The organism is Actinocatenispora rupis, assembly GCF_016861975.1.
Classification (GTDB): domain Bacteria; phylum Actinomycetota; class Actinomycetes; order Mycobacteriales; family Micromonosporaceae; genus Actinocatenispora; species Actinocatenispora rupis.
Genome location: NZ_BOMB01000019.1, coordinates 12787 through 36182, shown reverse-complemented (window position 1 = coordinate 36182; position 23396 = coordinate 12787). Strand labels below are relative to the sequence as shown.

Annotated in this window: 20 protein-coding genes; 12 read left to right on the top strand and 8 right to left on the bottom strand. The window is 73.5% G+C overall.

Going from position 1 to position 23396, the window contains the following annotated elements; translation table 11 throughout:
• The first annotated feature begins 22 nt into the window (after window positions 1–22).
• A complete protein-coding gene (locus Aru02nite_RS16295) occupies window positions 23–328 on the top strand; it encodes a hypothetical protein (RefSeq protein ID WP_203658382.1) in 306 nt (101 codons plus the stop codon).
• Between the two features lie 204 nt (window positions 329–532).
• On the opposite strand, the gene Aru02nite_RS16290 is transcribed toward Aru02nite_RS16295, so the two are convergent.
• Both Aru02nite_RS16290 and Aru02nite_RS16285 read right to left on the bottom strand, forming a co-directional pair.
• Window positions 533–1630, bottom strand: coding sequence for an enolase C-terminal domain-like protein (locus Aru02nite_RS16290; protein WP_203658381.1), 1098 nt, complete (start codon window positions 1628–1630; stop codon window positions 533–535).
• A complete protein-coding gene (locus Aru02nite_RS16285; protein WP_203658380.1) occupies window positions 1627–3435 on the bottom strand; it encodes a thiamine pyrophosphate-requiring protein in 1809 nt (602 codons plus the stop codon). Before Aru02nite_RS16285 ends, Aru02nite_RS16290 begins: the two co-directional genes overlap by 4 nt.
• 135 nt (window positions 3436–3570) lie before the next feature.
• On the opposite strand from Aru02nite_RS16285, the gene Aru02nite_RS16280 reads away from it, so the two are divergent.
• The 3 genes from Aru02nite_RS16280 (at window position 3571) to Aru02nite_RS16270 (ending at window position 5176) form a co-directional block, all read left to right on the top strand.
• Complete coding sequence (locus tag Aru02nite_RS16280) at window positions 3571–3903, top strand: plasmid stabilization protein (RefSeq protein ID WP_203658379.1); 333 nt, start codon at window positions 3571–3573, stop codon at window positions 3901–3903.
• Window positions 3904–4038: 135 nt separating this feature from the next.
• Window positions 4039–4593: a DinB family protein gene (locus Aru02nite_RS16275; protein ID WP_373324877.1), complete on the top strand. Its 555-nt coding sequence runs from the start codon at window positions 4039–4041 to the stop codon at window positions 4591–4593.
• Between the two features lie 103 nt (window positions 4594–4696).
• Window positions 4697–5176, top strand: coding sequence for a hemerythrin domain-containing protein (locus Aru02nite_RS16270; RefSeq protein WP_203658378.1), 480 nt, complete (start codon window positions 4697–4699; stop codon window positions 5174–5176).
• Window positions 5177–5207: 31 nt separating this feature from the next.
• Here the strand turns inward: Aru02nite_RS16270 and Aru02nite_RS16265 are convergent, their stop codons facing one another.
• Window positions 5208–5912, bottom strand: coding sequence for a GAF and ANTAR domain-containing protein (locus tag Aru02nite_RS16265; protein ID WP_203658377.1), 705 nt, complete (start codon window positions 5910–5912; stop codon window positions 5208–5210).
• A gap of 517 nt (window positions 5913–6429) precedes the next feature.
• On the opposite strand from Aru02nite_RS16265, the gene Aru02nite_RS16260 reads away from it, so the two are divergent.
• The 7 genes from Aru02nite_RS16260 to Aru02nite_RS16230 all read left to right on the top strand — a co-directional run bounded on the left by Aru02nite_RS16260 (window position 6430) and on the right by Aru02nite_RS16230 (window position 11409).
• Window positions 6430–6792, top strand: a complete 363-nt coding sequence (locus Aru02nite_RS16260; protein ID WP_203658376.1) for a sigma-70 family RNA polymerase sigma factor — start codon at window positions 6430–6432, stop codon at window positions 6790–6792.
• Window positions 6723–7364 (top strand): sigma-70 family RNA polymerase sigma factor, encoded by a 642-nt coding sequence (locus Aru02nite_RS16255; protein WP_203658375.1) that lies wholly within the window; start codon window positions 6723–6725, stop codon window positions 7362–7364. Before Aru02nite_RS16260 ends, Aru02nite_RS16255 begins: the two co-directional genes overlap by 70 nt.
• A 198-nt stretch (window positions 7365–7562) precedes the next feature.
• Window positions 7563–8453 (top strand): alpha/beta fold hydrolase, encoded by an 891-nt coding sequence (locus Aru02nite_RS16250; protein WP_203658374.1) that lies wholly within the window; start codon window positions 7563–7565, stop codon window positions 8451–8453.
• A complete protein-coding gene (locus tag Aru02nite_RS16245; RefSeq protein WP_203658373.1) occupies window positions 8450–9088 on the top strand; it encodes a TetR/AcrR family transcriptional regulator in 639 nt (212 codons plus the stop codon). The genes Aru02nite_RS16250 and Aru02nite_RS16245 overlap by 4 nt, the downstream gene beginning before the upstream one ends.
• Before the next feature lie 109 nt (window positions 9089–9197).
• Complete coding sequence (locus Aru02nite_RS16240; protein ID WP_203658372.1) at window positions 9198–9605, top strand: PPOX class F420-dependent oxidoreductase; 408 nt, start codon at window positions 9198–9200, stop codon at window positions 9603–9605.
• A 56-nt stretch (window positions 9606–9661) separates the two neighbouring features.
• The gene (locus Aru02nite_RS36685; RefSeq protein ID WP_239076727.1) at window positions 9662–11131 is read left to right on the top strand and encodes an alpha/beta fold hydrolase; all 1470 of its coding nucleotides are present in this window, start codon (window positions 9662–9664) and stop codon (window positions 11129–11131) included.
• Window positions 11128–11409 (top strand): hypothetical protein, encoded by a 282-nt coding sequence (locus Aru02nite_RS16230; protein ID WP_203658371.1) that lies wholly within the window; start codon window positions 11128–11130, stop codon window positions 11407–11409. The genes Aru02nite_RS36685 and Aru02nite_RS16230 overlap by 4 nt, the downstream gene beginning before the upstream one ends.
• Before the next feature lie 347 nt (window positions 11410–11756).
• On the opposite strand, the gene Aru02nite_RS16225 is transcribed toward Aru02nite_RS16230, so the two are convergent.
• Window positions 11757–11963 carry a hypothetical protein gene (locus Aru02nite_RS16225; protein ID WP_203658370.1) on the bottom strand — a complete coding sequence of 69 codons (207 nt, stop codon included), beginning with the start codon at window positions 11961–11963 and terminating at the stop codon, window positions 11757–11759.
• 337 nt (window positions 11964–12300) lie between these two features.
• Between Aru02nite_RS16225 and Aru02nite_RS16220 the strand changes: the two genes are divergently transcribed.
• The gene (locus tag Aru02nite_RS16220) at window positions 12301–13254 is read left to right on the top strand and encodes a hypothetical protein (protein ID WP_203658369.1); all 954 of its coding nucleotides are present in this window, start codon (window positions 12301–12303) and stop codon (window positions 13252–13254) included.
• Here Aru02nite_RS16220 and Aru02nite_RS16215 read toward each other — a convergent pair.
• The 4 genes from Aru02nite_RS16215 to Aru02nite_RS16200 form a co-directional block, all read right to left on the bottom strand.
• On the bottom strand, window positions 13237–15690 hold the full coding sequence (locus tag Aru02nite_RS16215; protein WP_203658368.1) for a sensor histidine kinase: 2454 nt from the start codon (window positions 15688–15690) through the stop codon (window positions 13237–13239). The two genes, Aru02nite_RS16220 and Aru02nite_RS16215, sit on opposite strands and share 18 nt — an antisense overlap.
• Window positions 15687–18917, bottom strand: coding sequence for a phospholipase D-like domain-containing protein (locus Aru02nite_RS16210; RefSeq protein ID WP_203658367.1), 3231 nt, complete (start codon window positions 18915–18917; stop codon window positions 15687–15689). The genes Aru02nite_RS16215 and Aru02nite_RS16210 overlap by 4 nt, the downstream gene beginning before the upstream one ends.
• The gene (locus Aru02nite_RS16205; RefSeq protein WP_203658366.1) at window positions 18914–22513 is read right to left on the bottom strand and encodes an AAA domain-containing protein; all 3600 of its coding nucleotides are present in this window, start codon (window positions 22511–22513) and stop codon (window positions 18914–18916) included. Before Aru02nite_RS16205 ends, Aru02nite_RS16210 begins: the two co-directional genes overlap by 4 nt.
• 483 nt (window positions 22514–22996) lie before the next feature.
• Window positions 22997–23341: an ester cyclase gene (locus Aru02nite_RS16200; protein WP_373324885.1), complete on the bottom strand. Its 345-nt coding sequence runs from the start codon at window positions 23339–23341 to the stop codon at window positions 22997–22999.
• Window positions 23342–23396: the final 55 nt, after the last annotated feature.

The following is a 23396-nucleotide window of genomic DNA, read 5'->3' as shown; positions in this document are numbered from 1 at the left end:
GCGGATCATCGACGAGTACCGGATGCTGCTGGTCGCCGCCGAACGCGCGCTGCCACCCGACCGGATCCGCGGCCACCACGACCGGCCCATGCGCCGCGTCCGTGCCCTGGTAACCCGAGGCCGGCGTACCGGAGCCTTCCGTACCGACCTGCCGACGGCCTGGCTCGTCGCCACGTTGTACGCGATCCTGCACGGCGCGGCCGACGAGATCACGGCCGGGCGCCTGTCATCGGCCGACGCACCGTACGCCGTCACCGCCACCCTGCTCGCCGCGTTCACCCCGCCGGGCAGCCCGATCCCCAACCCGCACCCGAGCGCCGAGGGCTGATCAGCGGCACCGGCGGGTGGTGGCCCGCCACTGGCCGCGCAGCCGCGGTCCGCCCCGTCGACCCGGGAGAGCCGCCTGGCCACCGCCGTCGTCGTACTCGGCACGGCACTCGCCGTCGGCGCCGCTGTGCATCGACTCACCCGCCGGCAATGACCCTGAGATCACTGACCCCGAGATCGGTTGGCGCGCAACCGAATCCGGCGTTCACGCCACCCGGTACGGTTCGGCGTCGGCGCGGCGCAGGCTCAGGCCGTGACCCGGTACGGTCAGGTCCGGGCGGAGGACACCACCGGTCGGATCGAGTACGCCGTCGAAGAGGAGCCGCTCGATCCGGTCATGGTCGGCGAACCACTCCAGGTGGCGCAGGTTCGGGGTGGCGGCGGCGACGTGCGCGGTGAGGTTCGGCGCGCAGTGCCCGGAGACGTCGCGGCCGCGGGCGGCGGCGAGCGCCGCGGCGCGCAGCCACTCGGCGTACCCGCCGCACCGGGTCGCGTCGACCTGGAGGCAGTCCACGCAGTCCACCATGCGCGCGAAGTACGGCAGGTCGGTGCCGTACTCGCCGGCCGTCACGTCGGCGTCGACCGCGTCGCGTACCTGGCGCAGTCCGGCGGGATCGTCGGACGTGACCGGCTCCTCGAACCACCGTACGTCCCATGTGGACAGTTGGCGGCCGACCCGGATCGCCTGCGCCGGTTGGTATCCGCCGTTGGCGTCGACGTACAGCTCGGTGTCGGGGCCGACGGCGGCGCGGGCGGCGCCGACCCGGCGCAGGTCGCGGGCCTCGCACCGGCCGAATGACTCGCCGATCTTGATCTTCACCCGCGGGATGCCATCGGCGACCCAGCCGGCGAGCTGCTCGGCCAGCCGCTCCCCGTCGTCCGTGGTGAAGCCGCCGGAACCGTACACGGGGACGGTGTCGCGGGCGCGGCCGAGCAGCCGGACCAGCGGCAGCTCCACGAGCCGGGCGGCGGCGTCCCACATCGCCGTCTCCACAGCCGACAGCGCGTACGACACGAGGCCGACCCGGCCGAGGTTGCGCACCCCGGTCCGCATCGCCTCCCAGGCCGCCGGTACGTCCCGGACGTCGCGGTCGCACACGAGCCCGGCGAGCGTGCCGGTGATCAGCGGCACGCAGGCCGCGTGAGCGTACGTCCAGCCGAGTCCGGTCACCGGTCCGGCGGACACCTCGACGACGACGATGGTGGTCGAGTTCCAGGCGAGCGTGCCGTCCGCCTCGGGAGCCCCGGTCGGCACCGTGTACGCGGCCGCGTCCACGGCCCGGACCGGGTACCCGTCGGTCATCGGTCGTGCCGCTTCCCGGCCGCGTCGCCGGGCAGCATCTCCTGCATCTTCGTCTTGACGCCCTGCTTGATGACGTTCCACCGGTCGGGGTCACCGCGCACGATCGACTCGCTCGCCTTGACCATCTGGTCCCACGTGGCGTGCGGCGGGATCGGCGGTACCGCCGGGTCGGTCACGAACTCGACCACGCACGGCCGGTCGGACTCCAGTGCCCGCTGCCACGCGCCGGCCACCTGTTCGGGCTTGCGTACCTCGATGCCGTGGAGGCCGATCAGCTCGGCGAACGCCGCGTACGGGAAGTCGGGCAGCCGTTGCGACGGTTCGAACTGCGGGGATCCGCCCATCGCGCGCAGTTCCCAGGTGACCTGGTTGAGGTCGCCGTTGTTGAGGACGCCGACGATCAGCCGCGGATCCGACCACTCCCCGTGGTACATGCCGGCGGTGATCAGCTCGTTGATGCCGTTCATCTGCATGGCGCCGTCGCCGACGAGCGCGATCGCCGGCCGGTCCGGGTGCGCGAACTTCGCACCCACCGCGTACGGCAGGCCCGGGCACATGGTGGCCAGCGTGCCGGACAGCGAGCCGCGCATGCCCTCGCGGAACCTCAGGTGCCGGGCGTACCAGTTGGCCGCGGAGCCGGAGTCGGAGCTGATCATCGCGCCGTCCGGCAGCAGCGGCGACAGCTCGTGGAACACGTACTCGGGGTTGATCGGGTCGGCGTCGACCGCCGCGCGCCGGTCCATGACCTCCCACCAGCGCGTCACGTTCGACTCGACCTCGTCGCGCCAGGACCGGTCCTTCGCCTTGTGCAGCAACGGGATCAGCGCCCGCAGCGTGGCCGCCGCGTCCCCGACCAGGTTCACCTCGTACGGGTAGCGCATGCCGATCATCGTCGGGTCGGCGTCGATCTGCACCGCCCGCGCCTGCCCGAACTCCGGCATGAACTGCGTGTACGGGAAGCTCGACCCGACCGTCAGCAGCGTGTCGCAGCCCTGCATCAGCTCGTAGCTGGGGCGGGTGCCGAGCAGCCCGATCGCACCCGTCAGGTACGGCAGGTCGTCGGGCAGCACGTCCTTGCCCAGCAACGCCTTCGCCACGCCGGCGCCGAGCAGGTCGGCGACCTCGCGTACCTCGGCGGCGGCGCCGGCCGCGCCCTGGCCCACCAGGATCGCCGCGCGGCTGCCGGAGTTGAGGACCTCGGCGGCGCGGCGCAGGTCCGCCTCGTCCGGCACCGGCGCCGACCAGGACGCGCCGAGGCTGGAGGGCACCATCTTGAACGCGTGCTCCGGCGCCTCGTACGCCATCTCCTGGACGTCCGCCGGGACGATCACGGCGGTCACGGTGCGCCGGGCGGTGGCGATGCGGATCGCCCGGTCCAGCACGTTCGGCAGCTGCTGCGGCACGGTCACCATCTGCACGTACTCGCTCGCCACGTCCTTGTACAGGCTCAGCAGGTCCACCTCCTGCTGGTACGAGCCGCCCATCGCGCTGCGGTTGGTCTGCCCGACGATCGCCACCACCGGTACGTGGTCCAGCTTCGCGTCGTACAGCCCGTTCAACAGGTGGATCGCGCCGGGACCGGACGTCGCGGTACAGACGCCCAGCCGGCGGCCGAACTTCGCGTACCCGCACGCCTCGAACGCGGCGAGTTCCTCGTGCCGCGCCTGGATGAACCGGGGTTCGTTGCCGGCGCGTTCCCAGGCCGCCAGCAGCCCGTTGATGCCGTCCCCGGCGTACCCGAAAACGTCCTCCACACCCCACTCGCGCAGCCTCGCCAGCAAGTAGTCACCGACGGTCGCGGACATCACGCCTCCCGATTCCGTTCGCTCCCGACTGCGCTACCCCCGACCCCGGCCGGTACACCTTGGCGGGTGACGTGCATGGTCCGCCGGGACGCGGGTATCCGGTCGGAAGAGCACGAGGCGAGGGGGACGGTTGTCATGCCCAGGCAGGAATGGACCGACAAACAGGAACGCCAGTACGAGCACGTGAAGGACTCGGCCAAGGACCGCGGTACGTCGGAGCGGCGCGCGGAGGAGATCGCCGCCCGCACGGTCAACAAGAACCGCGCGCAGGCCGGCCAGACGCGTACCGCGAGCCGGAGTTCCGTGCAGGACAAGTCGCCGCAGCAGCGTGGCGGCGAACGGTCCGGCCGCGGCGGCCCGCGCGGACGCACCAAGGACCAGCTGTACAACGAGGCGCGGCAGCGCAACATCGCCGGCCGTTCCTCGATGACCAAGAAGCAGCTGGAGAAGGCACTCGGCGCGTCCTGACCGGATCGGCGCCACGATTCGCGGCGGTCCACAGTGGACTGACACGAGCCGGGACAGCCGCGCCCCGGCCGAACCGTTGCGCCCGTTGGTCGTTCCGGACCGGAACCGACCGCGGTGCCGCCTACCCTCAGGGCCATGACGACCCTGGACTGGACCGGCCAACTGCTCGGCCAGCTCACCTGGCACTGGGAGCACCAGCTGCGGCCCCGGCTCGACGGCCTCACCGACGACGAGTACTTCTGGGAGCCCGTCGCGGACGCGTGGACCCTTCGCCCGCGCGGCACCGGAAGCGCGACGATGCCGGGCGGCGCCGGGGCGTACACGGTGGACTTCGCTTATCCGGCACCGGATCCGGCGCCGGTGACGACGATCGCGTGGCGGCTCGCGCACGTGATCGTGGGCGTGTTCGCGATGCGCAACGCCACGCACTTCGGTGGCCCGCCGACCGACTTCGACACCTTCGACCACGCCGGTACGGCCGGCGCCGCGCTCGCGCAGCTGGACCGGGAGTACGCCCGGTGGGTGGACGGCGTGCGCGGGCTGGACGCGGAGGGACTCGCCGCACCGTGCGGCGAGCACGGGTACGCCGACGAGCCGATGGCCGCGCTCGTGCTGCACATCCACCGCGAGGTCATCCACCACGGCGCGGAACTGTCCCTGCTGCGCGACCTGTACCGCCGCCGCGTGTGACGCTTGCGCCGCGGGCGCCGGCCATGATCCGATGACGGCGCATCGCGTGCCGGTGACGGGCTGCGTCAGGCATGGAGGTGCCGAACCGAAGGGACCACCGTCCGTGGCCTCTCCCGACACCGGCCGCGCCGTCACGCTCAGCCGCCAGCTGGCCGATGCGCACCAGCAGCTCCGCCACCGCCTCGCGCAGCTGCGCGCGAACCTGCACGACGAGCCCGCGCCGACGCTCGGCACGCACTGCCTGGCGTTCTGCTCCGCGCTGACCACGCACCACCGCGGCGAGGACGCCGGCCTGTTCACCGAACTGCTCGCCGAACGCCCCGACCTCACCGGTACGGTCGCCAAGCTCGTCGAGGACCACACGATGATCGCGGCCATCCTCGCCCGGGTCGCCGAGCTCGCCGGCTCCGCCACCTCGCCCACCGCCGACCCCACCCGGATCGGCCGCGAGCTCGACGGACTCACCGCCATCCTCGAATCCCACTTCGCGTACGAGGAGCGCGCGCTGCGGACGGCGCTCGACGCGGGAGTACCGGACACGGGGTGTTCCGGTCGGGTCCTGCACTTCGACGACGCGGGTTGACGGCGCCGGCGCGGTCACCCGACGGGCGGGTTCAGGTACCGCGTGCGCGGGCCCGGTTCTCGTCGGCCACGAGCCGCTCCGCCAGGTCGCGCAGCTTGATGTTGTGGTGCTGGGACGCCTCGGCCAACATCTGGAACGCGTCCGCGGTGGTCATCTGGTGGCGTTCGGCGAGGATGCCGGCGGCCTCCCCGATCCGCTGCCGCGTGTAGAACGCCTCGGTGAGCTGGGCCTTCGTACGCTCCGCGGACAGCGCCACCGCCACGTGGGCGGCGAAGATCGACCCGATCTCGCGGGACTCCTCGTCGAACGCCCGCGGCCGGGCGGCGAAGAGGTTCAGCGCGCCGAGCGTGTCGCGCTCGGTGAACAGCCGGAAGCACATCATGCTGCCCACCCCGACCTCGACCGCCTTCGCGGCGAACGCCGGCCAGCGACGTTCGGTCGCCAGGTCGTCGATGCGTACGGTGTCGTGCTCCCAGATCGTGTCCAGGCACGGCCCCTCGTGCAGCTCGTACTGGATGTCGTGGGCGATCCCGGCGACCTCGCTGCTCGCGGCGGGCGTGTCGATGTGCCCGTCCCGGTGGACCATCGACACGCCGGCCGAGTCGCAGCCGTCGATCGTCGCCGCCGCCAGCCGGCAGGTCTCCTCCAGGGTCGCCTCGACCCCGTGCCGCGCGAGCAGGTCGCGCGCCATGCCGGCGAAGAGTGCGGCCAGATCGACCTGCTCCCCACCAGTCATCACGTACTCCCTGTCCCGGGCTCGGCGGGCGCCGGCCCGGCGTCCACACCCTCCCCACACTCTCCCACCTGACGGACGCGTACGGCGCGGATCGCCTGCCGTGGGCGGCAAAGCGTGCTTCCCCGACCCTCGCGTCCGACGCCCGACCCGGGCCGTCGCGAGCCCGCGTTCTGTTGCGACGGGCGCGCCGCCGACTTACTCTTCCTGCGAGGTGCCACTGGACCCGTACGGCTCTCCAGTCCGAGGGAGCCGGCCGGACCGGCACCGACCGAAGCGCCATCCCGTTTTGGGTGATTCCTGATCGGGTGCTCAGGCAGCCGGGCACCGGTCGACGTCATGATGCGTCGCCGACGAGCCCGCTGCCGCGGCCAGCCCCCACCGGGGCGGCTCCGCAGTACCACACGCCGGCGGCGTACGCGGCGAAAGGGCTGCGATGGCCTGCCTCCACGCATTGCACGCAAGCTTCCCCCGGGACATCGAAACCGGCACCGAGACCCGCCCGCGCCGCGGAACGGCGGTGGACCGGCGCGCGCTGGACCTGTTGGATCTGCTGGCACGGCTACCCGCCGACGATCCCCGCCGGGCCGACACGAGGACCCGCGTGATCGAGGCGTTCCTGCCGTTCGCCACGCGACTCGCCCGCCGGTACGCCGGCAGCGCGGAAAGCCTCGACGACCTCGTACAGGTCGCCGCGATCGGGCTGATCGAGGCCGTCGACCGGTACGATCCCGACCACCCCGGTCACGGCTTCCTCGCGTTCGCCACCCCCACCATCCGCGGCGAACTGCGCAGACACTTCCGCGACCGGGGGTGGGCGATCCGGCCGCCGCGCGGAGTACAGGAGCTCCGGTTGCGGATGCAGGCGGCCGAGAGCAACTGAGCCAGCGGCTGCACCGCTCCGCCGGCGTCGCCGACCTCGCCGCCGTACTGGGCGTCGGCACCGCCGAGATCACCGAAACCCTGCTCGCCGAACAGAACTACCGCCCCATGTCGCTGAACGCGCCGACCAACCGCGACGACGACGGCCGGCCGCCGCGGTCGCTGGAGGAGGTCGTCGGTTCGATCGACCGGGACCTGGACGCCGTCGCCGCCCGCGTGTCACTGCCCGCCGCACTCACCCGGCTGCCCGAACGCGACCGCACCGTCCTCGCGCTGCGGTTCGTCGCCGACCTGAGCCAGACGGAGATCGGCCGGCGCCTCGGCATCTCGCAGATGCACGTCTCCCGCATCATCGCCAGCGCGCTCGCCCAGCTCCGCGCGTACCTCGACGGCGACGACCCGGTGCCGGCGATCCGGCCCCGCTACGGCCAACGCCCGCCGAACGACGGAAGACCGGGCGCGTACGCGTCCGGCTGTCCCCTGCCCGCCGCACCACACCGCGGTACCGCGGACGCCGGCGCCGTCCCGACGCGCGACACGGGCAACGCGGTGGCGGCCGGTGGCGGGCGGTGAGCTGCGCCCGCCGCGACGCTGCGGGAGCAGGCAGCGTCGCCCCGGATCGCCGTTCCGACCGACGGCCCCGATCCGGTACGCCGCAGCCGGGCACGTGCCGGCGTACCCGGAGCTGCCGGTGACGGGTCGCAGGTGGCTCCGTTGAGCCAGATCCGAGCCTGCCGACTGGGGCCCGCCGGGCGTGTCTACACTGTAGACATGGACTACGGTGTAGACACCGTGCGGGTGCCGGGGGCGCGGTTGCGAACGCAGGTCGGCGGTGCGGGGCCGGCGCTCCTGCTGATCCCCGGCGGTGGCGGCGACGCCGAGATGTACGCGGAGGTCATGCCCCTGCTGGCGGACCGCTTCACGGTGCTGACGTACGACCGGCGCGGCAACTCGCGCAGCCCGCTCGACGCCGCCGACGCCCCGGTGGACGTCGCGACCCAGGCCGACGACGCCATCGCCGTACTGGACCAGCATGGCGTCGACCGGGCGTACCTGTTCGGCAACAGCAGTGGCGCGATCGTCGCGCTGGACGTGGTGGCGCGACACCACGACCGGCTGCTCGGCGCCGTCGTGCACGAACCGCCGCCGATGCTCGGCCTGCTGCCGGACAGCCCGGAGCAGCGCGAGCTGGACGGCCTCCGGCGTACGGCCGATGCGGAGGGGCCGTTGCGCGGGTTCGTCGCGTTCGCCGCGATGACGATGCCGCGTCCGCCGAAGCCGTTCACCACGCGGACCGGACGGGCGCTGACCGCGGCGGCGATGCGGCTGGTACTGGCCGGCAGCGCGGTGCGTACCCGGGTGACCGGGCGGCCGCCGGGCGGGATGACGCGCCTGGTCGGCAACGCCGGGATCCTGTTCCGCCGCGAACTGCCCGCGTTCTGTTACGAGTACCGGCCCGACCTGGACGCGCTCGCCGCGACGGGACTGCGCTGGCGGCTGGCGACCGGCGCGGACAGCGTGGGGCGCCCGTACCATCGGCCCGCGCACCTGATCGGTGCGCGGACCGGCGTGCCCTGCGTGGAATTCCCGGGCGGGCACACGGTCTACCAACAACGGCCGGACGAGTTCGCCCGCTGCCTGATCGGACACCTGGCACCATGACCCGTGACCCGAAACGTACCCGGCCGGACGCACCGACCCGGACCACGCTGAGCCGTGCGTACATCGCGGCGGTGGCGCTGGCGCTCGTCGACGACATCGGCCGGGACCGGTTCTCCATGCGCAAGCTGGGCGCCGAACTCGGCGTCGACCCGATGGCCGTCTACCGCTACTTCCCCGACCAGGAAGCGCTGTTCGACGGGATCGCCGAGGCCCTGTTCACCGAACTCGACGTCGACACGCTGCCCTGGGACGGGCCGTGGCACGACATGGCCGGGCAGTACCACCGGCGGTTGCGGGACACGCTGCTCGCGCACCCGCACGCGGTCACCATCTTCGCCACCCGGCCGCTGCGGTCGCCCGCCGCGATCGACGCCGGCACCCGGATGATCGGCCAGCTGACCGCGGCCGGGATCGACGCCGCCGACGCGCTGCGGATCCTGCGCTGCCTGCGGGAGTTCACCGTCGGCCACGCCCTGAACCTCGCCGTACTCCAGCTCGGCGCGCGGCGGCGCAGCCGGAAGCCGCGGCCGGACTCCGCCGGGTACAACGCGCTGGCGTACGCGGCGGACCAGGCCGAGACCGGCGACCACTTCGACCTCGGCCTCACCGCCCTGCTCGCCGCCCTCCCCCACTGACCCGGGTACGACGCGTCCACCGTCGGGTGGTCGGCGGTGCGCGCACGTGCACCCGGCGCGCGCCGCTGGGAACGTGGACCCGGGCACCCGTACGACCGAGGAGACATCCATGAGCGAGAGCGCGTCCTTCAGCGGGACCGAACTGGAGTACCTGGCCGGGCAGCGGCTCGGCCGGCTCGCCACCGCACAACCCGGCGGTACGTTGCAGGTCAGTCCCGTCGGCTTCCGGTACAACGCCGGCACCGGCACGATCGACATCGCCGGGCACCGGATGTCGCACAGCCGCAAGTTCCGGAACGTGGCGGCGAACGGGCAGGCCGCGTTCGTGGTCGACGACCTCGCCTCGGTCCAGCCGTGGCGGCCGCGCTGCGTCGAGATCCGCGGGTACGCCGAGGCGATCACCGAACCGACCGACTCCGCCTGGGGTGCCGGGAGTCCGGGTGGCTTCGACGGCGCGATCATCCGGATCCATCCCGAACGCATCCTCAGCTTCGGCCTCGACGCGCCGTCCGTCTGACGCGCCGACCCGGCGATGCGGCGGTGGCTGTCGTACCCCTGTGCGAGGCTGGGCGGATGGGCGAACGGATGGTGCGGGTCGGCGCGGTCGAGCTGTGCGTCGAGACCTTCGGACGGCCGAAGCATCCGGCGATCCTGCTCATCGCCGGCTCCGGCGCGTCGATGGACTCCTGGGACGACGACCTCTGCGTACGACTCGCCGACGGCCTGCGGTACGTGGTGCGCTACGACCATCGCGACACGGGCCGGTCCACGAGCTACCCGGCCGGCGCCCCGGCGTACTCGGGGCGGGATCTGGCGAACGACGCGCTGGGCGTGCTGGACGCGCTGGGGATCGAGCGGGCGCACCTGGTCGGCATCTCGATGGGCGGCGGGCTGGCGCAGAGCATCGCCGGTTTCGCGCCCGACCGGGTGCTGTCGCTGACGTTGCTGTCGACGAGCCCGATCGACCACGTGCCGGGGCTGCCGCCGCCGACGGAACAGCTGCGCCGGTTCTTCGCCGATCCGCCGTCCGCGCCGGATCCCGCCGACCGCGCGGCGATGGTCGAACACCTCGTCGCCCTGCACGCGGCGTACGAGGGGTCCGGCGGGGTGGACGTGGACGCGACCCGGGAGTACGCGGGGCGGGTGGTGGACCGGACCCGGGACATGGCGGCGAGCCTGGTGAACCACGGGCTGCTCGTGGACGACGACGAGCCGGCGGCGGGGCCGACCGGGCCGGTGCCGACGCTGGTCGTGCACGGCACCGAGGACCCGCTGTTCCCGTTCCCGCACGGCGAGGCGCTGGCCGCGCGGTACGACGCGGAGCTGCTGCCGATGCCCGGCCTCGGCCACCGCACCCCGCCCCGGGAGTACTGGGACCGGTTGGTGCCGGCGCTGTTGCGGCACACCTCGGGCGGCTGGCCGTACCAGGCGGACCGGCTGGCGGCGCAGGCGCGCGCGGACGGGGAGGCGCCCACGGCCTGGTTCGACCGGCTGTACTCGGCGGCCGACGACGGCGCGGTCGCGATGCCCTGGGACCGGGACTCGCCGCAGCCGCTGCTCGCCGAATGGGCCGCCGGCCGCGACGGCACCGGACGGCGCGCGGTGGTGGTCGGCGCCGGGCTCGGTGCAGACGCCGAGTTCGTGGCGTCCCTCGGGTACGAGACGACCGCGTTCGACGTGGCCGACACCGCGGTCCGGCTCGCCCGCGAACGCCACCCCGGCACCGTCGTGCGGTACGTGCACGCCGACCTGTTCGACCTCCCGGCGGCCTGGCGCGGGGCGTACGAGCTGGTGGTGGAGGTGGTGACGGTGCAGGCGCTGCCGCGGTCGGTGCGGGCCGAGGCGACCCGGCGGGTCGGCGAGCTGGTCGCGCCCGGCGGCACCCTGCTCGTCGTCTCCGCCGCGGCCGACGAGCCCGACCCGGCGGGCCCGCCGTGGCCGCTGACCCGCGCCGAGATCGACGCGTTCGCCGACGGCGGGCTCACGGCCGTACGGGTGGACCGGGTCGGTGACCGCTGGCGCGCCGAGTTCCGCCGGGGGTGACCGGCCACCTCGCCGAGCTGGACACGCCGGGCCGGCGGATACCGATCCGCACCGGGGCCAACGCCCAGGGCCTCCTGGATCTCTTGACCGAGATGCGCGCGGTCGATCCGGCCGAACCATTCTGGCGCGGCGTCACCGACATCCAGATCGACAGCGACACCCGCGTCATCACCGAGTTCACGGCTCCGGTAGAGCCCCACCTACTGCCACAGGACGAGGTCGCGGTGTCCTGCCGCCTCTACGACCACTACCACTCCCTCGACGCGAGCGGCCCCTGATGCGCCGGTACGACCGGCGGCATCCTGCGGTGAGTCGTGAGGCGATACGGCATGCCTCCGCAAGGAGGACGCCACTGGTCGCCAGCGTGCACGCCACGGTCCCGCGGTCATGGTCGAGTCTTTGACAGACCCGCCGATCACGCGTCAAACCTTGGCCGGCGGGCGGCTCGGTGAGGAGTGGTCAACGCGTTCGTCGGCGTAGATCCCAAGGGTGGCGCGGTGACAGCGGCTTCTGCGCGCGGCCGCCTCGCAGCGGACCGCCGGCATCCGACAGTCTCGGCCGTGTGCGACGCGGTACCTCAGGCGCCACGGGCGGGGCCCCGGCTACGGGGCCTCGCCCGTGGGGGTTAGCGGCCGACGATGCGGTGGAGGAGGTATGCGGCGGCGAGGCCGACGCCGATGGTGGTGGCCAGCGGGCCCTGGTGGTGGTAGAGGATCGCGTCGCCGGCGGCGGCGAGTCCGATCACCAGGGTACGCGGTTCGATGAGGGGCGGGTGGCCCTGCGTCCGGGTCGTGGCGTCGGACTGCCGGGGCGTGCTGTCGCGTCGGGTCATGGCTGGTTTCCCTCGCTGTCGGACGGGATCCGGGGTGGTTCCCGTTCGACTTCCAGTCAAGGCGTCGCGGCTGACGGTGGAACGGGGTCGCGCGCTGAACGTCGGCTGACGTACGCGGGCCGGACCGGCGGGTCGACAGGCGTTGCGTACCGCAGATTCAGCGCGCGGTCAGCGAGCCGGGAACGTCGGCGGGGCCGAAGCCACGGCCCCCGGCGCCGCCGGCGTGCGTACCACGTCGGCCACGTGCGCCGGGCTGCGGCGCCACCCGAGTTTTCGCCTGCCACGAGCGCCGGTCGCGGTGGAGCGGGGGCTTGGACGGAGCCTCTAGATTTGGGGGATGCCGGCGTGGGAGAGGTTTCGGGTCCGTCTGCTGGGCCCGGTCGAGGTGCGCAACGGGGCGACCTTCCACACGGTGCGGGGCGTTCCGGCTGCGTTGCTGTCGATCCTGGCCTTGCCGGCCGGTCGGCGCCGGCACGTGACGGCGCTGCACAGGATGCTGTGGGACGGCCGCGTGACGCGGAACGCGGTGCAGGGCCAGGTGAGCAAGCTCCGCAAGTGCGGCCTGGACGTCCGGCACGACGACGGCTACTACTGGCTCGCCGGGATGTCCGGGGACGATGTCGACGCAGCGTACTTCCAGCAGCGGGTTGGTGAGCTGGGCGGGGACGTGTCGGCGGACGAGGCGCACGCGCTGCTGGAGCTGTGGCGCGACGATCCGCGGGTGCTCCACGACCGGCTTGACGCGGGGTTCTGGCAGCCGGTGTTCCGCGCGCGGGACGCGCTGGTGGAGCGGATCGCGGCGGTGCCCGACGCAGTACGGGCGCGGATCGGCGCGCTGCCCGACTTCCTCGACATGTTCCCGGGTGACCCGGCGCTGGGCGCATTGCGGGCCGGGCCCGATCCAATCGCGCGGCCGGAGGCGAAGCGGATCCTGGTGGTCGATGACGAGCACGGTGACGACATCGCGATGATGCTGTTCCGGTACGACTGCACGGTGGTGCGTGGCATCGCCGAGTGGAAGCGGCTGTGGGCGGCCGGGCCGCTGCGGTTCGATTTGGCGATCGTCGACCGGCATCTCGGGTCGGCCGTCGACGAGAGCGGCTTCGCGATCCTGGACGCGCTGCGCGGCAGCCCGTTTCCGCGGATGCTGATCACCGCCGACCGGCAGGCCGGCGACATGTCCGACCTGCTCGACCGATACGACCTGGCCACCGTGTTCCACAAGCACGACGGTGGGGCGCCGCTGTCGGACCTACTGGACACGGTGCGTCGGCTAGTCGACGAGCAGTGACGCCGACAGCCGCAGTACGAAATGGGCGCCGCCGTGCCGGCTGGGTGCGTCCGCGAGGCTCAGCGTGCCGCCGCAGTGTTCGGCGCTCCACCGCGCGTCGGTGAGCCCCTGCCCGGTGGTTCCCTTGGTACTGAAGGGAATCGGCGACCAGAGTCGGTCCCGGTGCCCGTCCGGTATGCCGGCGCCGCCGTCCTCGACGTGCACCGCGAACGCGCCGTCCGGGAACCGTTCGCTGGCGGCTTCCCGGGTGAGGCGCAGTTCCACGACGGGGGCCGCGTTGGGCCGGTCGTCGAGCGCGTCGACCGCGTTGCGTACCAGGTTGTCCAGTGCGATGCGCAGCACGTGCTCCGGCAGGTACACCGGGTGCGGGTCGTCGGGGCAGTCGAGGCGGATGTCGACGGCGGAGCCGCACGCGGCCTGGTGCTGGCTGTGCGTGGCACGTAGCACGGCGGCGAGGTCGTGTCGGTCGGGGGTTAGCCAGCGCTCGTCGGAGGTGTCCCAGTAGGGCGGCTCGTCGTTGAGCTTGGCGTCGAGCTCGGCGATGCGGGTGTCGATCTGGCGGCGCACGTCGTCGGGTAGGTCGTCGCCGGCTTCAAGCAGGGTGCGGTGCAGGCCGGCGCGCGCCGCGACCCAGTTGGCGATCAGGTGGCTCTGACCCCGGATCAGTGCCTCCTGCGCGCGGGCCCGGACGGCGTGTTCGGTCCGGTCGGCGGTCTCGCGCAGCGTGTCCACCTCGGTGCGTATCGCGTCGACCAGGTCGATGCCCGGCGCGGTCGCGGCGCTGGCGACTCCAGGCCCGGCCAGGACGTAGCGGTCCGGGGTGGTTCGGCGGATCAGGCCGGTGGCGACCGCCGCGGCCAGCGCCACGTCGACGTTGAACGAGGGGCTAAGTTCGGTCGGCGCGACCAGTTCGGCGACTAGCTCGCGCGCCCCGGCGGCGGTGAACATCGCGGTCGGGTCGTCGCCGTGCGCCCAGACCACGGCGTCGAGCAGCACGCGGGCGTCGGGTGCGCCGCGGAGCAGGTCGGTGAGCGCTTCCCGCTGCCGGTGCCGGTTCTGCGGCCGGGTACGCCAGTCGGTCAGGTCGTCGGCGGTGATCGGCGCCCGCTCGCCTGGCGCGGGTACCAGCGTGCGCAGCGCGGCGAGCAGCAGCGCCGGGTGGCCGGCCGTCTCGTGGAGCAGGCCCTCGACGACGGCGCTCGGCGCGTACCCGCCGAGCAGGTCGAACGTCCAGCGCAGGTCGTCGCGGGCCCGGTCGAGCCCTTCGCCACGCGATCGGGACCGGCGCGGCCAGACGGTGTCGACCGGGAGCTGCCGGTACACGATGCGCAGCAGGTTGATCAGCCGGTGCCGCGGGGAGGGCGCGCTGCCGCGGTGCGGGGCGACCAGTCGCAACAGCTCGGTCTCCGGCAGGTACGCCACCGGCCGGCCGAGTGGCGGGTCGGCGGGGGCCGGTCCGTACACAAGGATCAGTTCGTCGCCGGAGGCGGGTAGCGGGCCGGGATCGGTCGGCACCCACAGCAGGGTGCTGCGCCGCAACGCCAGGCGGGACAGCCGCCCGTCCACGAGCCCGCCGAGCGAGGCGAGGTACCCGCCGGGCATCGGCCGTGCCCGGTGCGCGATCCCGTCGGCGCCGCACAGCGCGTCCACCGCGCCGGCCAGGATTGTCACCGTGTCGGCGGTGACCTCGTCGGCCACCGCGCGCAGGGCCGTGACCAGTCGCCAGCCGTCGCGGTCGGCGGGTGGCGGCAGCCAGCGGTCGCGGAAGCCGGCGGTGCCTTCGTCCGGGTCGTCGTACCAGGCGAGGACGTGCGGCAGCGGCTGCCCGACGTACGGCCAGGGGCTCGGGCGCGGCACAGCCAGCGGGTCGAGCGCCTCGGTCGAGGACGGGCCGTGCGCGACCATCCGTTGCGCGGCGACGATCTCACCGGCTGCCAGGCATTCGCGTACGGTGGCGAGCCAGTCGGGGTGGTCGGTACCGGCGAGGCGTGCCGCGTCGGTGGTCAGCCGCTCGGCCTGGGCGCGGGCGGCGGCGTCGACGCGGGCCGTCAATTCGTCGAGCATGAGGTCGGCGTCGGCGCTGCGGCGCTCGGCGGCGGCGAGGATGCCTGGTGGCGGCGGCTCGGTCAACCCGACCTGGTGGGCGCGGGCAGACAGCAACGCGATCCGGTGCTGGGTGTCGCGCCGGTACCGCTGCCGGGCCTCGTCGATCGCGTCGGCGTTGACGTCGAGCGTCTCGGCGCAGGTGAACTCGCCGGCGGCGGCGAGCCGGCGTACCGCGTCGGTGGGGGCGGCGGGCGGGTCCGCCAAGCCGGCCAGCACGGCGCGGGCCAGCTCGGTGTCGTCCGGTGGGTCGCCGGCGAGCGCGGTGAGCAGGTCCGGCAGCCGCCAGCGGTCCGGCCAGCGCAGGGCGGCGGAGCGTACCGGATCGGTCATCGCATCCCCCAGTCCACGACGACGGACAGATCGGCGAGCGCGGCGCGGGCCAGCGGCGCCTCGGGCGCGTCGAGCGCGTCGGCGGCCGAGGTCAGCGCCGGCCAGTGCGTGGACAGCCGGAGCGCCGTGGTGCGGGCGGCGAGCAGCCGGTGGTCCAGCGCCGGGTCGGAGTCGGCGGCGGAGGCGGCGGAGGCGACCCGGCGCGCGGCGGTCAGTACGGCGCGCAGCCGGTCCAGGTACCGCGCGCGGCGCCGGCTGTGCAGCAGTTCTGTGCCGGGCCCGGCGGCGCGGGTCGCCCGGTCGAGCAGGGTGCCCACGTCGGACGGCTGGCGGGCGAGCCAGGCGGCGAGGTCGGTGGCTGCGCGGGTCGCGGCGATGCGGCCGAGCCGACCCAACGGACCGTCGTCGGCGAACAGGTGCTGGTGGGTCCGGATCCCGGAGTCGAAGTCGAACCGGTACTGCCGGGCGTGTTCGATCGCGGCGGTCAGGCCGGCCCAGCCGGCGTCGGTACGGCGGTGCTGGCGGGTGTCGGCGAGCCGGGCGCGGATCGCCGACATCGGCAGCGGTGCTGCGGAGACCGGGTGGTCGAGCGCGGCGCGGACCAGCTCGTCCCACGGTGCGTCGAGGTCGTCGAGCAGTTCCAGCGCCTCTCGCAGTACGGCCTGGTCGCCGTCGATACCGAGCAGCAGGCCGGCGGCACCGACGCAAGCCAGGGCGCGGGATTCGGCCGGCAGCGGCCCGTCGAGCGCCGCGTCGGTGAACGTGTCGGGCAGTTGCTCGTCGTGGCGGGTCGCCGCGACGGCGGACAGGGCCGGCCGGGGCCGCCAGTCTGGGTCGGCGACCAATGGGCGCAGTAGCGCGGCGGGCAGGAAGTCCTGGTCGTCCCACAGGTCGCGGATCAGGTCTCGTACCTGGCCGGCGACGGCCGGCGCGTCGTACGTGGAGCACCGCGCGAGGCATCGGCTCGCCGCTTGGCGTACCAGCGCGGTCGGTGCCCCGCCGGCGCGCAGCTCGGCGACGATCGGCCACGGGTCGGGCAACGTCAGCTCGGCGTCGAGCACGGCGATCGGGACGCGCCCCGCATGGTCGGTGTACGCGGTGCGCAGGCGGTGCGCCCGCCCCACCAGGCCGAGCCCGGCGCCCGGATCCGCGCTCGCCCCGGATGCCGGCGGTGGCGGCGGTGGCGGTGGGGCGTCGGCGCCTTCCAGGGTGGCGGCCAGCTCGTCGGCGATCGCCGCGCCACGGATCAGTACGCCGAGGAAGGAGCGGCGGGGGCCACGTCCGCCGATGCCGGGCCCGTCGGACAGTGGGTCGAAGCCGCCGAGGACCACGTCGTCGTCGCCGATCACGGCGCGGGCCAGCGGGACGCGGCGCGGCACCTTGAACCGGTCGGTACGCAGTTGGCCGGCGAGTTGCCGCAGGGTCTGGGTGGCCGGCTCGTCGCGCGCCGGGGTGGCGATGCGCACCGCGACGCCGGCCGCGACACGCGCCCGGAGCTGGTTGACCAGCCCGTGCGTGACGACCGCCTCCCGGGGTCGTGGGGAGGCGACGACCAGCCGGCGGGCGCTGCCCCGGATCGCCGACCACAGCAGCGCTCGGTGCTCGCCGTCGGCCACAACGCGCACCGCGGGCAGCGTACGGCCGGCGGCGAGTTCGTCGAGCCGGGCGGCGTAGCGCTGCCAGTCCTGTTGCCAGAACACGAAGGAGTCGTCCTCGTCCTCGCGCGGCGTTTCCGGCATCGTCGCCAGATCGGCGAGCGGTGACGTCGCGGGCTGCCGGTCGGCGGTACCGAAGTCGGTGTGCCGGGTGTAGAGCGCCGTGGCGATGCGGTGGTCGGGGAACGACACGGCCAGCCAGTCGAGCATCGACTCGATCGGCGCGCACGCGCCGGGGCCGGGCGCGTCGAGCAGCAGGCCGAGCGGTTCGGTGTCGCGGCCGCGTCCGCTGAGCAGGTCCCAGCCGGCGATCAGGGCCCGCCGGTCGTCGCAGACCACCATCGACGTGTTGATCTTGCAGGACCTGTCGTACCAGAGCATGCGGCCAGCGTTGTGCCGGCCGCCGAGGTCGGTCAGCACGTTCGCCGCGGCAGCTTCGAGCCGGTCCCGGTGCGTTCTCCCCCACAGGATCGCTGCCTGCACGCCGCGCTGCTGCGCGTCACGCAGCGACGGCAGCGCGCCACCGAGCCCGGCGCGGTCCAGGTGCGGGGAGGCGATCACCACCTGGCGCTGCGCGGAGCCCACCAGCTCGCGCAGTACTTCGTCGTGCCGGCCGGTACCGAGCACCGGCGTCACGGTCAGCTCCGTCTCGATCCGTCGTTCCAGCAGTACGCGGGCACGTTCGGCGATCCGGCGCAGCTCGGTGTGCGTCTGCCGGCGCGTGCCCGGCAGGGTGTCGGCGAGCCGGTCGACCCGGTGCCGGAGCTGGTCCAGGTACTCGTCGAACGTCGGCGCGGCGGTCACGCCGCCCCGCGCCAGCGACCGGATCCGCCGGACGAACTCGTCCTCCGGCCGGTCGTCGGCGAGTTGCGCGAGCCGCGCCGCGGCAAGCTCCCGGTGCCGGGCAGGCAGCACCGGATCCTCCACCCGTACCTGCAGGCGGTCGGCGTCGGTGTCCCAGCCGAGGTGCACGGTCAGCGGCAGCCAGCGTCGGCTCGCCAGCAGCTGCAGGTCGGACGGCGCCAGGTATGCCGACAGCGCCCGCCGGGGTCGCCCCGACCGCTGCCGGTCGCGTTCCGGGTCGGGCAGGTCGCGCTCCAGTACGGCGGTCACCGCGCCGAGCAGCTGGGCCTGGCTGGCGTCGGTGATCCGCACCGCGCTGCCCGCGACCGGTACCACCAGCCGTACGTCCGGGCGGCCGGACCGTACCGGCAGCACGTGCCCGGTCAGCCGGTCGATCATGATCTCGCACCGGTCCTCGATCAGCTCCGCGCCGGGCAGCGTGTCGAGAGTGCCGGCCTCGACGCGACGCCGGGTCTGCTCGGTGAGGCGAACCGTGCCGGTACCGAAGTCGACCACCACGTGTTGGGCCCGCAGCAGGTCGAAGATGACGCCCTCGGTGACCTGCCGGCCGAGGCCGAAGAGCCCGACGATGTCGTCGGCGCCGGCCGCGCCGGGGGCGGCGGCGAGCGCCCGCAGTACCAGTTGCTCGATCGGCGACAGCCCGCCGTAGCCCAGCTGCACCCGCACGCTGAACGCGTCGCACGGCACGTACACCGTGGCTTCTCTCACGCGTCCACCACCTCCCCGATCGGCAGCACGTGCCCGGCGAGCAGGCCGCACACCGCCTCCCAGCAGGTACCCCGGCCGCTGTCGGCGAAGTGCGGGTAGTTGCCGACGAGGACCAGCAGGTTCCTGGCCCGGGACAGCATCACGTTCACCAGCTCCGGTTTCACCAGGTGCCCGAGGTTGTGCCAGGTCTCCGGGCCGCGCCGGGTGCTGCGTACCAGCGACACGAGCACGATGTCGGCCTCGCGCCCCTGGTACGCGTGCACCGTGCTGGCCAGCCCGCGGGTGGCGTCCGACTGGTTGAACAGGTCGAGCTGCGCCTTGTACGGGGTGAGGATGGCGAGCGGTTGGTCGGAGAAGCCGTGCCGTCCCGGCGCCGGCTGCGGTTCGAACCGGCCGACCAGCGTCTCGACGAGCCGCGCCTCGCCGTCGTTGCGCCAGGCCTCCTCGTCCTCGCAGCCGTCCCGCTCGGACGTGTCCAGCCAGACAACGGATCGGTCGGCCAGGTGCCGGGGGTGGCGCAGCCCGTGCGGCCGGTCCGCGCGGCCTGTGGTCAGTATGCCGTGCGGGAACCCGTCGGGTGCCGCGTCCCGTGCCTCGTCCGGGTAGAACGCGCGGCTGACCACCTCGCAGATGTTCTCCCGCATGCGGAACTGCCGCGACAGCCGCCGTACGGGACGCTCCAACCCGCCCGTCCGGCGGTCCGCGAAGAAGCTGCCGAACAGGTTGAACACCTGCCCGTACTGCTCGGCCCGACCGGCCGGCACGGCCAGGTCGGGCAGGCCGGACAGGGCACACTCGGCGAGGAACCGTTGCACGTCGTCGGCGCGGTGCGCGCCGAGCTGCCGGTGGTCGCCGATCAGCGTCCAGCGCACGCCGCGGGTCATCGGGATGGCCAGCTCGGTCGGCCACGCCTTCGCCGCCTCCTCGATGATCACCCAGTCGAACGCGTCGGCCGCCCCCGAACCCAGCAGTTCCGGAGTCGCCGTCGCGCAGGTGGCGAACACCAGGTTCGCCGCGCGGCGGATCCGGTCGGTCAGCTCCGGCCCGATCCGGCGAACGAGTTCCCGCCACTCGGCCACGATCGACCGGGTCGCCGGCTCCAGGTCCTCGCGCAGTTTGCGATCCGCGTACCGCCGGAGCTCGTCCTGGCGGCGGGCGACGACCGCGTCGAGCTGGAACGCGCGCAGCGCCTCGTCCACGCGGTCCTGCCCGCTGGTGCTGGTGACGCGCAGCGCGACCACCTCGCCGTCGGTACTGGTCGGCTTGCCGTCGGCGAGCAGCCCGCACCGGCCGAGTACGCGGGCGGCCAGGTTGTCCAGCGCGTAGTTGGACTGCGCCGAGATCAGGACGCGCCCGCCGCGCCCCTCGTCGCGCAGGTACGCGTCGACCGCGCGCGCCGCCACCTCGGTCTTGCCCGTACCCGGCGGTCCCTGCAGGACGAACATCGGGTTGAACGTGAGCATGTCGACCACGGTCGCGGCGGCGTCGCCGAGGTCGGCCGCGACGCCGTTCCACCGGTGCCGAAGGCCGGCGATGCCGGTCGGGCGGCGGAGCTGGTTGACCAGCAGCCGGTTGGCCATCAGCGCCCATCGCGCGTCGAACTGCCGGTTCAGCGAGACGCGGCTGCCGAACTCGCCGGCCGGGCGAATCCAGCCGACCGCCGGGATCCTGCCTGCGGCGGTCACCTCGATCACGTCGTCGCCGTACCGGCCCGGGCGCAGACGCACGGTCGGCGCGTTGCGCGTCTGCCGCGGCTGGCCCCGGTCGTCCTCCAGCACCTCCAGCTTCCCGGCGGTGCCGTCCTCGGACTCGGCCAGCGAGAAGAAGTCGCCGAAGTCGGGGCGGCGGCGCGGATCCGTGGCGTACAGCGTGGCCATGGCGCTGTTGGTCTTCCGGTCGTCGTCGCGCTGCCGGTCCCACACCAGCCGCCGGGTGCCGGGCGCGTCCGCGTCGCCGTCCACCCGGTACGCGTACTCCCGCGCCTGCAGCTCGACGCCCAGATACTCCAGCAGCCAGTCGTACGCCTGCTCGTAGGTCAGGTCCTCGCCGGCCGGGCGGCCCACCCGGGACACCGCCTCGATCAGCGGTACCCACGACGGGCGGCCCTGCCGCATCGCGGACAGCTCGCTGGCCGGCGGGGAGGTGGGTGTCGACGGGAACGCCTCGATCGGCGGCAGTTCCTGGATCTGCTCGCGGGCCACCGACGCCCGGATCCGGCTGCCGCGGCCGCTGTTCAGCGGCACCACGTACTTGACCACGAGCACGTCGTCCATCGGCGCGGACGTGGCGCCGAGCCCGGTGCGTCGCTGGTACTTCTGGCAGAACCAGGCCGCGCGCTCCCCCATCAGCAGGTGCTGCGCCAGCCGCTTGCGCTCCGGGTCACCCGAGGCGAGGTACGGATCCGCGCCGTTCGGCGCGTGCGCGAGCTGGCCGTGCTTCAGGTCGCTCTCGATCAGCTCCACTAGCTCCTTCTGCCCCTCGGCGGTCACCGGGTCGAAGCTGATGAACCGCCACTCGTACAGCAGCCGGTACGCCGGCTCCAGTGGCATGAAGGTCAGCAGGTGCGGCAGGTCCCGCGCGTCCGGCGCGGTCCAGACGTTGGTGAGCGCCTCGTACCGCCGGCTGATCCGGTCGACGACCTCACCGGCGCCCAGGCGCGACTCCGGCGTGGGCGCGACCATCTGCTCCAGCAGCTCGCGCAGCGCCAGCGGCAGGTCCGCCGCGGTGCGGATCCGGCGGCGCAGCTCCTCCCCGAACCGGCCCACCGCCTCCGTCGGCGGCAGCGCCGGATCGAGCTCGGGCAGGTCCAGGAACCACTCGGCGACGGTCACACCCAGCCCGTACACGTCGGTGCGGTCGTTCTCCACCACCTCGACCGGGCCGGTACCGAACAGCAGCGCGGCCCGCTCCGGCGGCTGGTACCGCAGCGACCGGCGGCCCGGATCGAGGTAGGCGGTCATGGCCAGGTCGCGGCGGCGGGCGGCGTCCTGGTCCGCGGCGCGCAGCAGGTTCGCCACCACGACGCTCATCTCGAACCCGGCCAGCACCAGCCGCGCCGGCTCCGTCGGGTACACCAGGACGGTGCCCGGCCACACGTTGCGGTGCAGCACGCCCATGCCGTGCAGCGTCGCCAGCGCGTCCGCGAGCAGGTGGAACTGCTGGACCGCGTACACCGGCTGGGCGCGCAGCACCGGCAGCGCCGACTCCTCGTCGGCCAGCGCGGTCGGCCCGCCCTCGGTGACCACGAAAGCGAAGCCCTCGTCGCCGAGCCCTTTGGCGCTCAGCGTCTCCGCATCCACGAACGCGCCCTCGCGTACCCGGGGAAGCGCGGGATGCTCCAGCGCGGTGGTACGGATCAGCACCTTGGCCTGCTGGTCCCACATCTGCCCGCCGAGGCCGGTCACCCCGCGGTAGATCAGCAGCGTCACCGCCTCGCGCCGGCCGTCGCCGCTCATCAGGTCGATCGCATAGAGCAGGCCGGGCAGCCGCTCCGACACGACGAGGTCGCCGCCTCCGGGGACTTCGTACGGCCCGTATGTCGAGTGCGGACCGATGAACAGCTCCCGCACGATCCGCTCCAGCGAACCCGACGGCAATGCGGCCTCCCGAGATCGCCCGGTGCCGGTTTTCCGCCACCCTACAACCGATCGACAACACCGTCCGCTACCGCACCTCGCGTCCGCCTGTCGACCTGTCGCCCCTGCCGTACGGGATGCCGCCTCGGCGCGGCTGAACATCCCGCGCAGCCGCCAGGTACACCGCGAAAACGTGTCGTGTAGGTACAGCCGGCCGGGCCAGGTCGGTGCCGGGAAGATGTGTGGCCGTGCGGGCGGGCCACCGCTACGGTGGCCGGAGCACGCGACGCAGCCGCTGCACCTGTGCTGCCTGGCGGTCCGGCCAGCCGACGTCCTGCTCGTGTCCGGCCCCGCTGTCCGAGCGCGGCCCCGCCACCGAGGTTCGGCCCGGGCGAACCGACCTACAGACCCGGCCCATGAGACTCTCGAACGCCTCCTGCCAGCGGGCGGGGTTCTCGGTAGGCCCAGCGGTCGGCATCTGGCCGCCAGCGGCAGGAGGTTCTCTCACAGCCCTAACTGGTCGCGCATCGCGTCGGTGTCGAGCAGGACCCAGTGCTCGACGATGAGGCCGTTGCGGACGCGAACCATGTCCATGACGAGGACCTCGTACCGTCGGCCGGAGTCGGTGTGGGTGCCCCGCATGGTGTACCGGTTGACGGAGGTGTCACCGGAGACGACGTTCTGCTCGATCGTCAGCGAGACGTCGTGGAACGCGCTGCCCGCGCCCAACTGCTCCCACTTCTGTCGCCAGGCGTCGCGTCCATGGTGATCACCCTGGGTGCCTCCCCGGTGGTCGACGACCTCGGGGTCGATCAGCTTCAGCGAGTCCTCAAATTGACCTTCCAGGATCTGCGCATAGCTCTCGCTGCAACGCCGGTGAATTTCTCCCGGCCCTGGGTGCGCG

Coding starts and splice junctions, on each gene's coding strand:
- Aru02nite_RS16225 (WP_203658370.1), bottom strand. CDS start 11,963: ATGACCCGACGCGACAGCACGCCCCGGCAGTCCGACGCCACGACCCGG.
- Aru02nite_RS16290 (WP_203658381.1), bottom strand. CDS start 1,630: ATGACCGACGGGTACCCGGTCCGGGCCGTGGACGCGGCCGCGTACACG.
- Aru02nite_RS36685 (WP_239076727.1), top strand. CDS start 9,662: ATGGGCGAACGGATGGTGCGGGTCGGCGCGGTCGAGCTGTGCGTCGAG.
- Aru02nite_RS16280 (WP_203658379.1), top strand. CDS start 3,571: ATGCCCAGGCAGGAATGGACCGACAAACAGGAACGCCAGTACGAGCAC.
- Aru02nite_RS16265 (WP_203658377.1), bottom strand. CDS start 5,912: ATGACTGGTGGGGAGCAGGTCGATCTGGCCGCACTCTTCGCCGGCATG.
- Aru02nite_RS16295 (WP_203658382.1), top strand. CDS start 23: ATGCTGCTGGTCGCCGCCGAACGCGCGCTGCCACCCGACCGGATCCGC.
- Aru02nite_RS16215 (WP_203658368.1), bottom strand. CDS start 15,690: ATGACCGATCCGGTACGCTCCGCCGCCCTGCGCTGGCCGGACCGCTGG.
- Aru02nite_RS16245 (WP_203658373.1), top strand. CDS start 8,450: ATGACCCGTGACCCGAAACGTACCCGGCCGGACGCACCGACCCGGACC.
- Aru02nite_RS16275 (WP_373324877.1), top strand. CDS start 4,039: ATGACGACCCTGGACTGGACCGGCCAACTGCTCGGCCAGCTCACCTGG.
- Aru02nite_RS16220 (WP_203658369.1), top strand. CDS start 12,301: ATGCCGGCGTGGGAGAGGTTTCGGGTCCGTCTGCTGGGCCCGGTCGAG.
- Aru02nite_RS16250 (WP_203658374.1), top strand. CDS start 7,563: ATGGACTACGGTGTAGACACCGTGCGGGTGCCGGGGGCGCGGTTGCGA.
- Aru02nite_RS16285 (WP_203658380.1), bottom strand. CDS start 3,435: ATGTCCGCGACCGTCGGTGACTACTTGCTGGCGAGGCTGCGCGAGTGG.
- Aru02nite_RS16240 (WP_203658372.1), top strand. CDS start 9,198: ATGAGCGAGAGCGCGTCCTTCAGCGGGACCGAACTGGAGTACCTGGCC.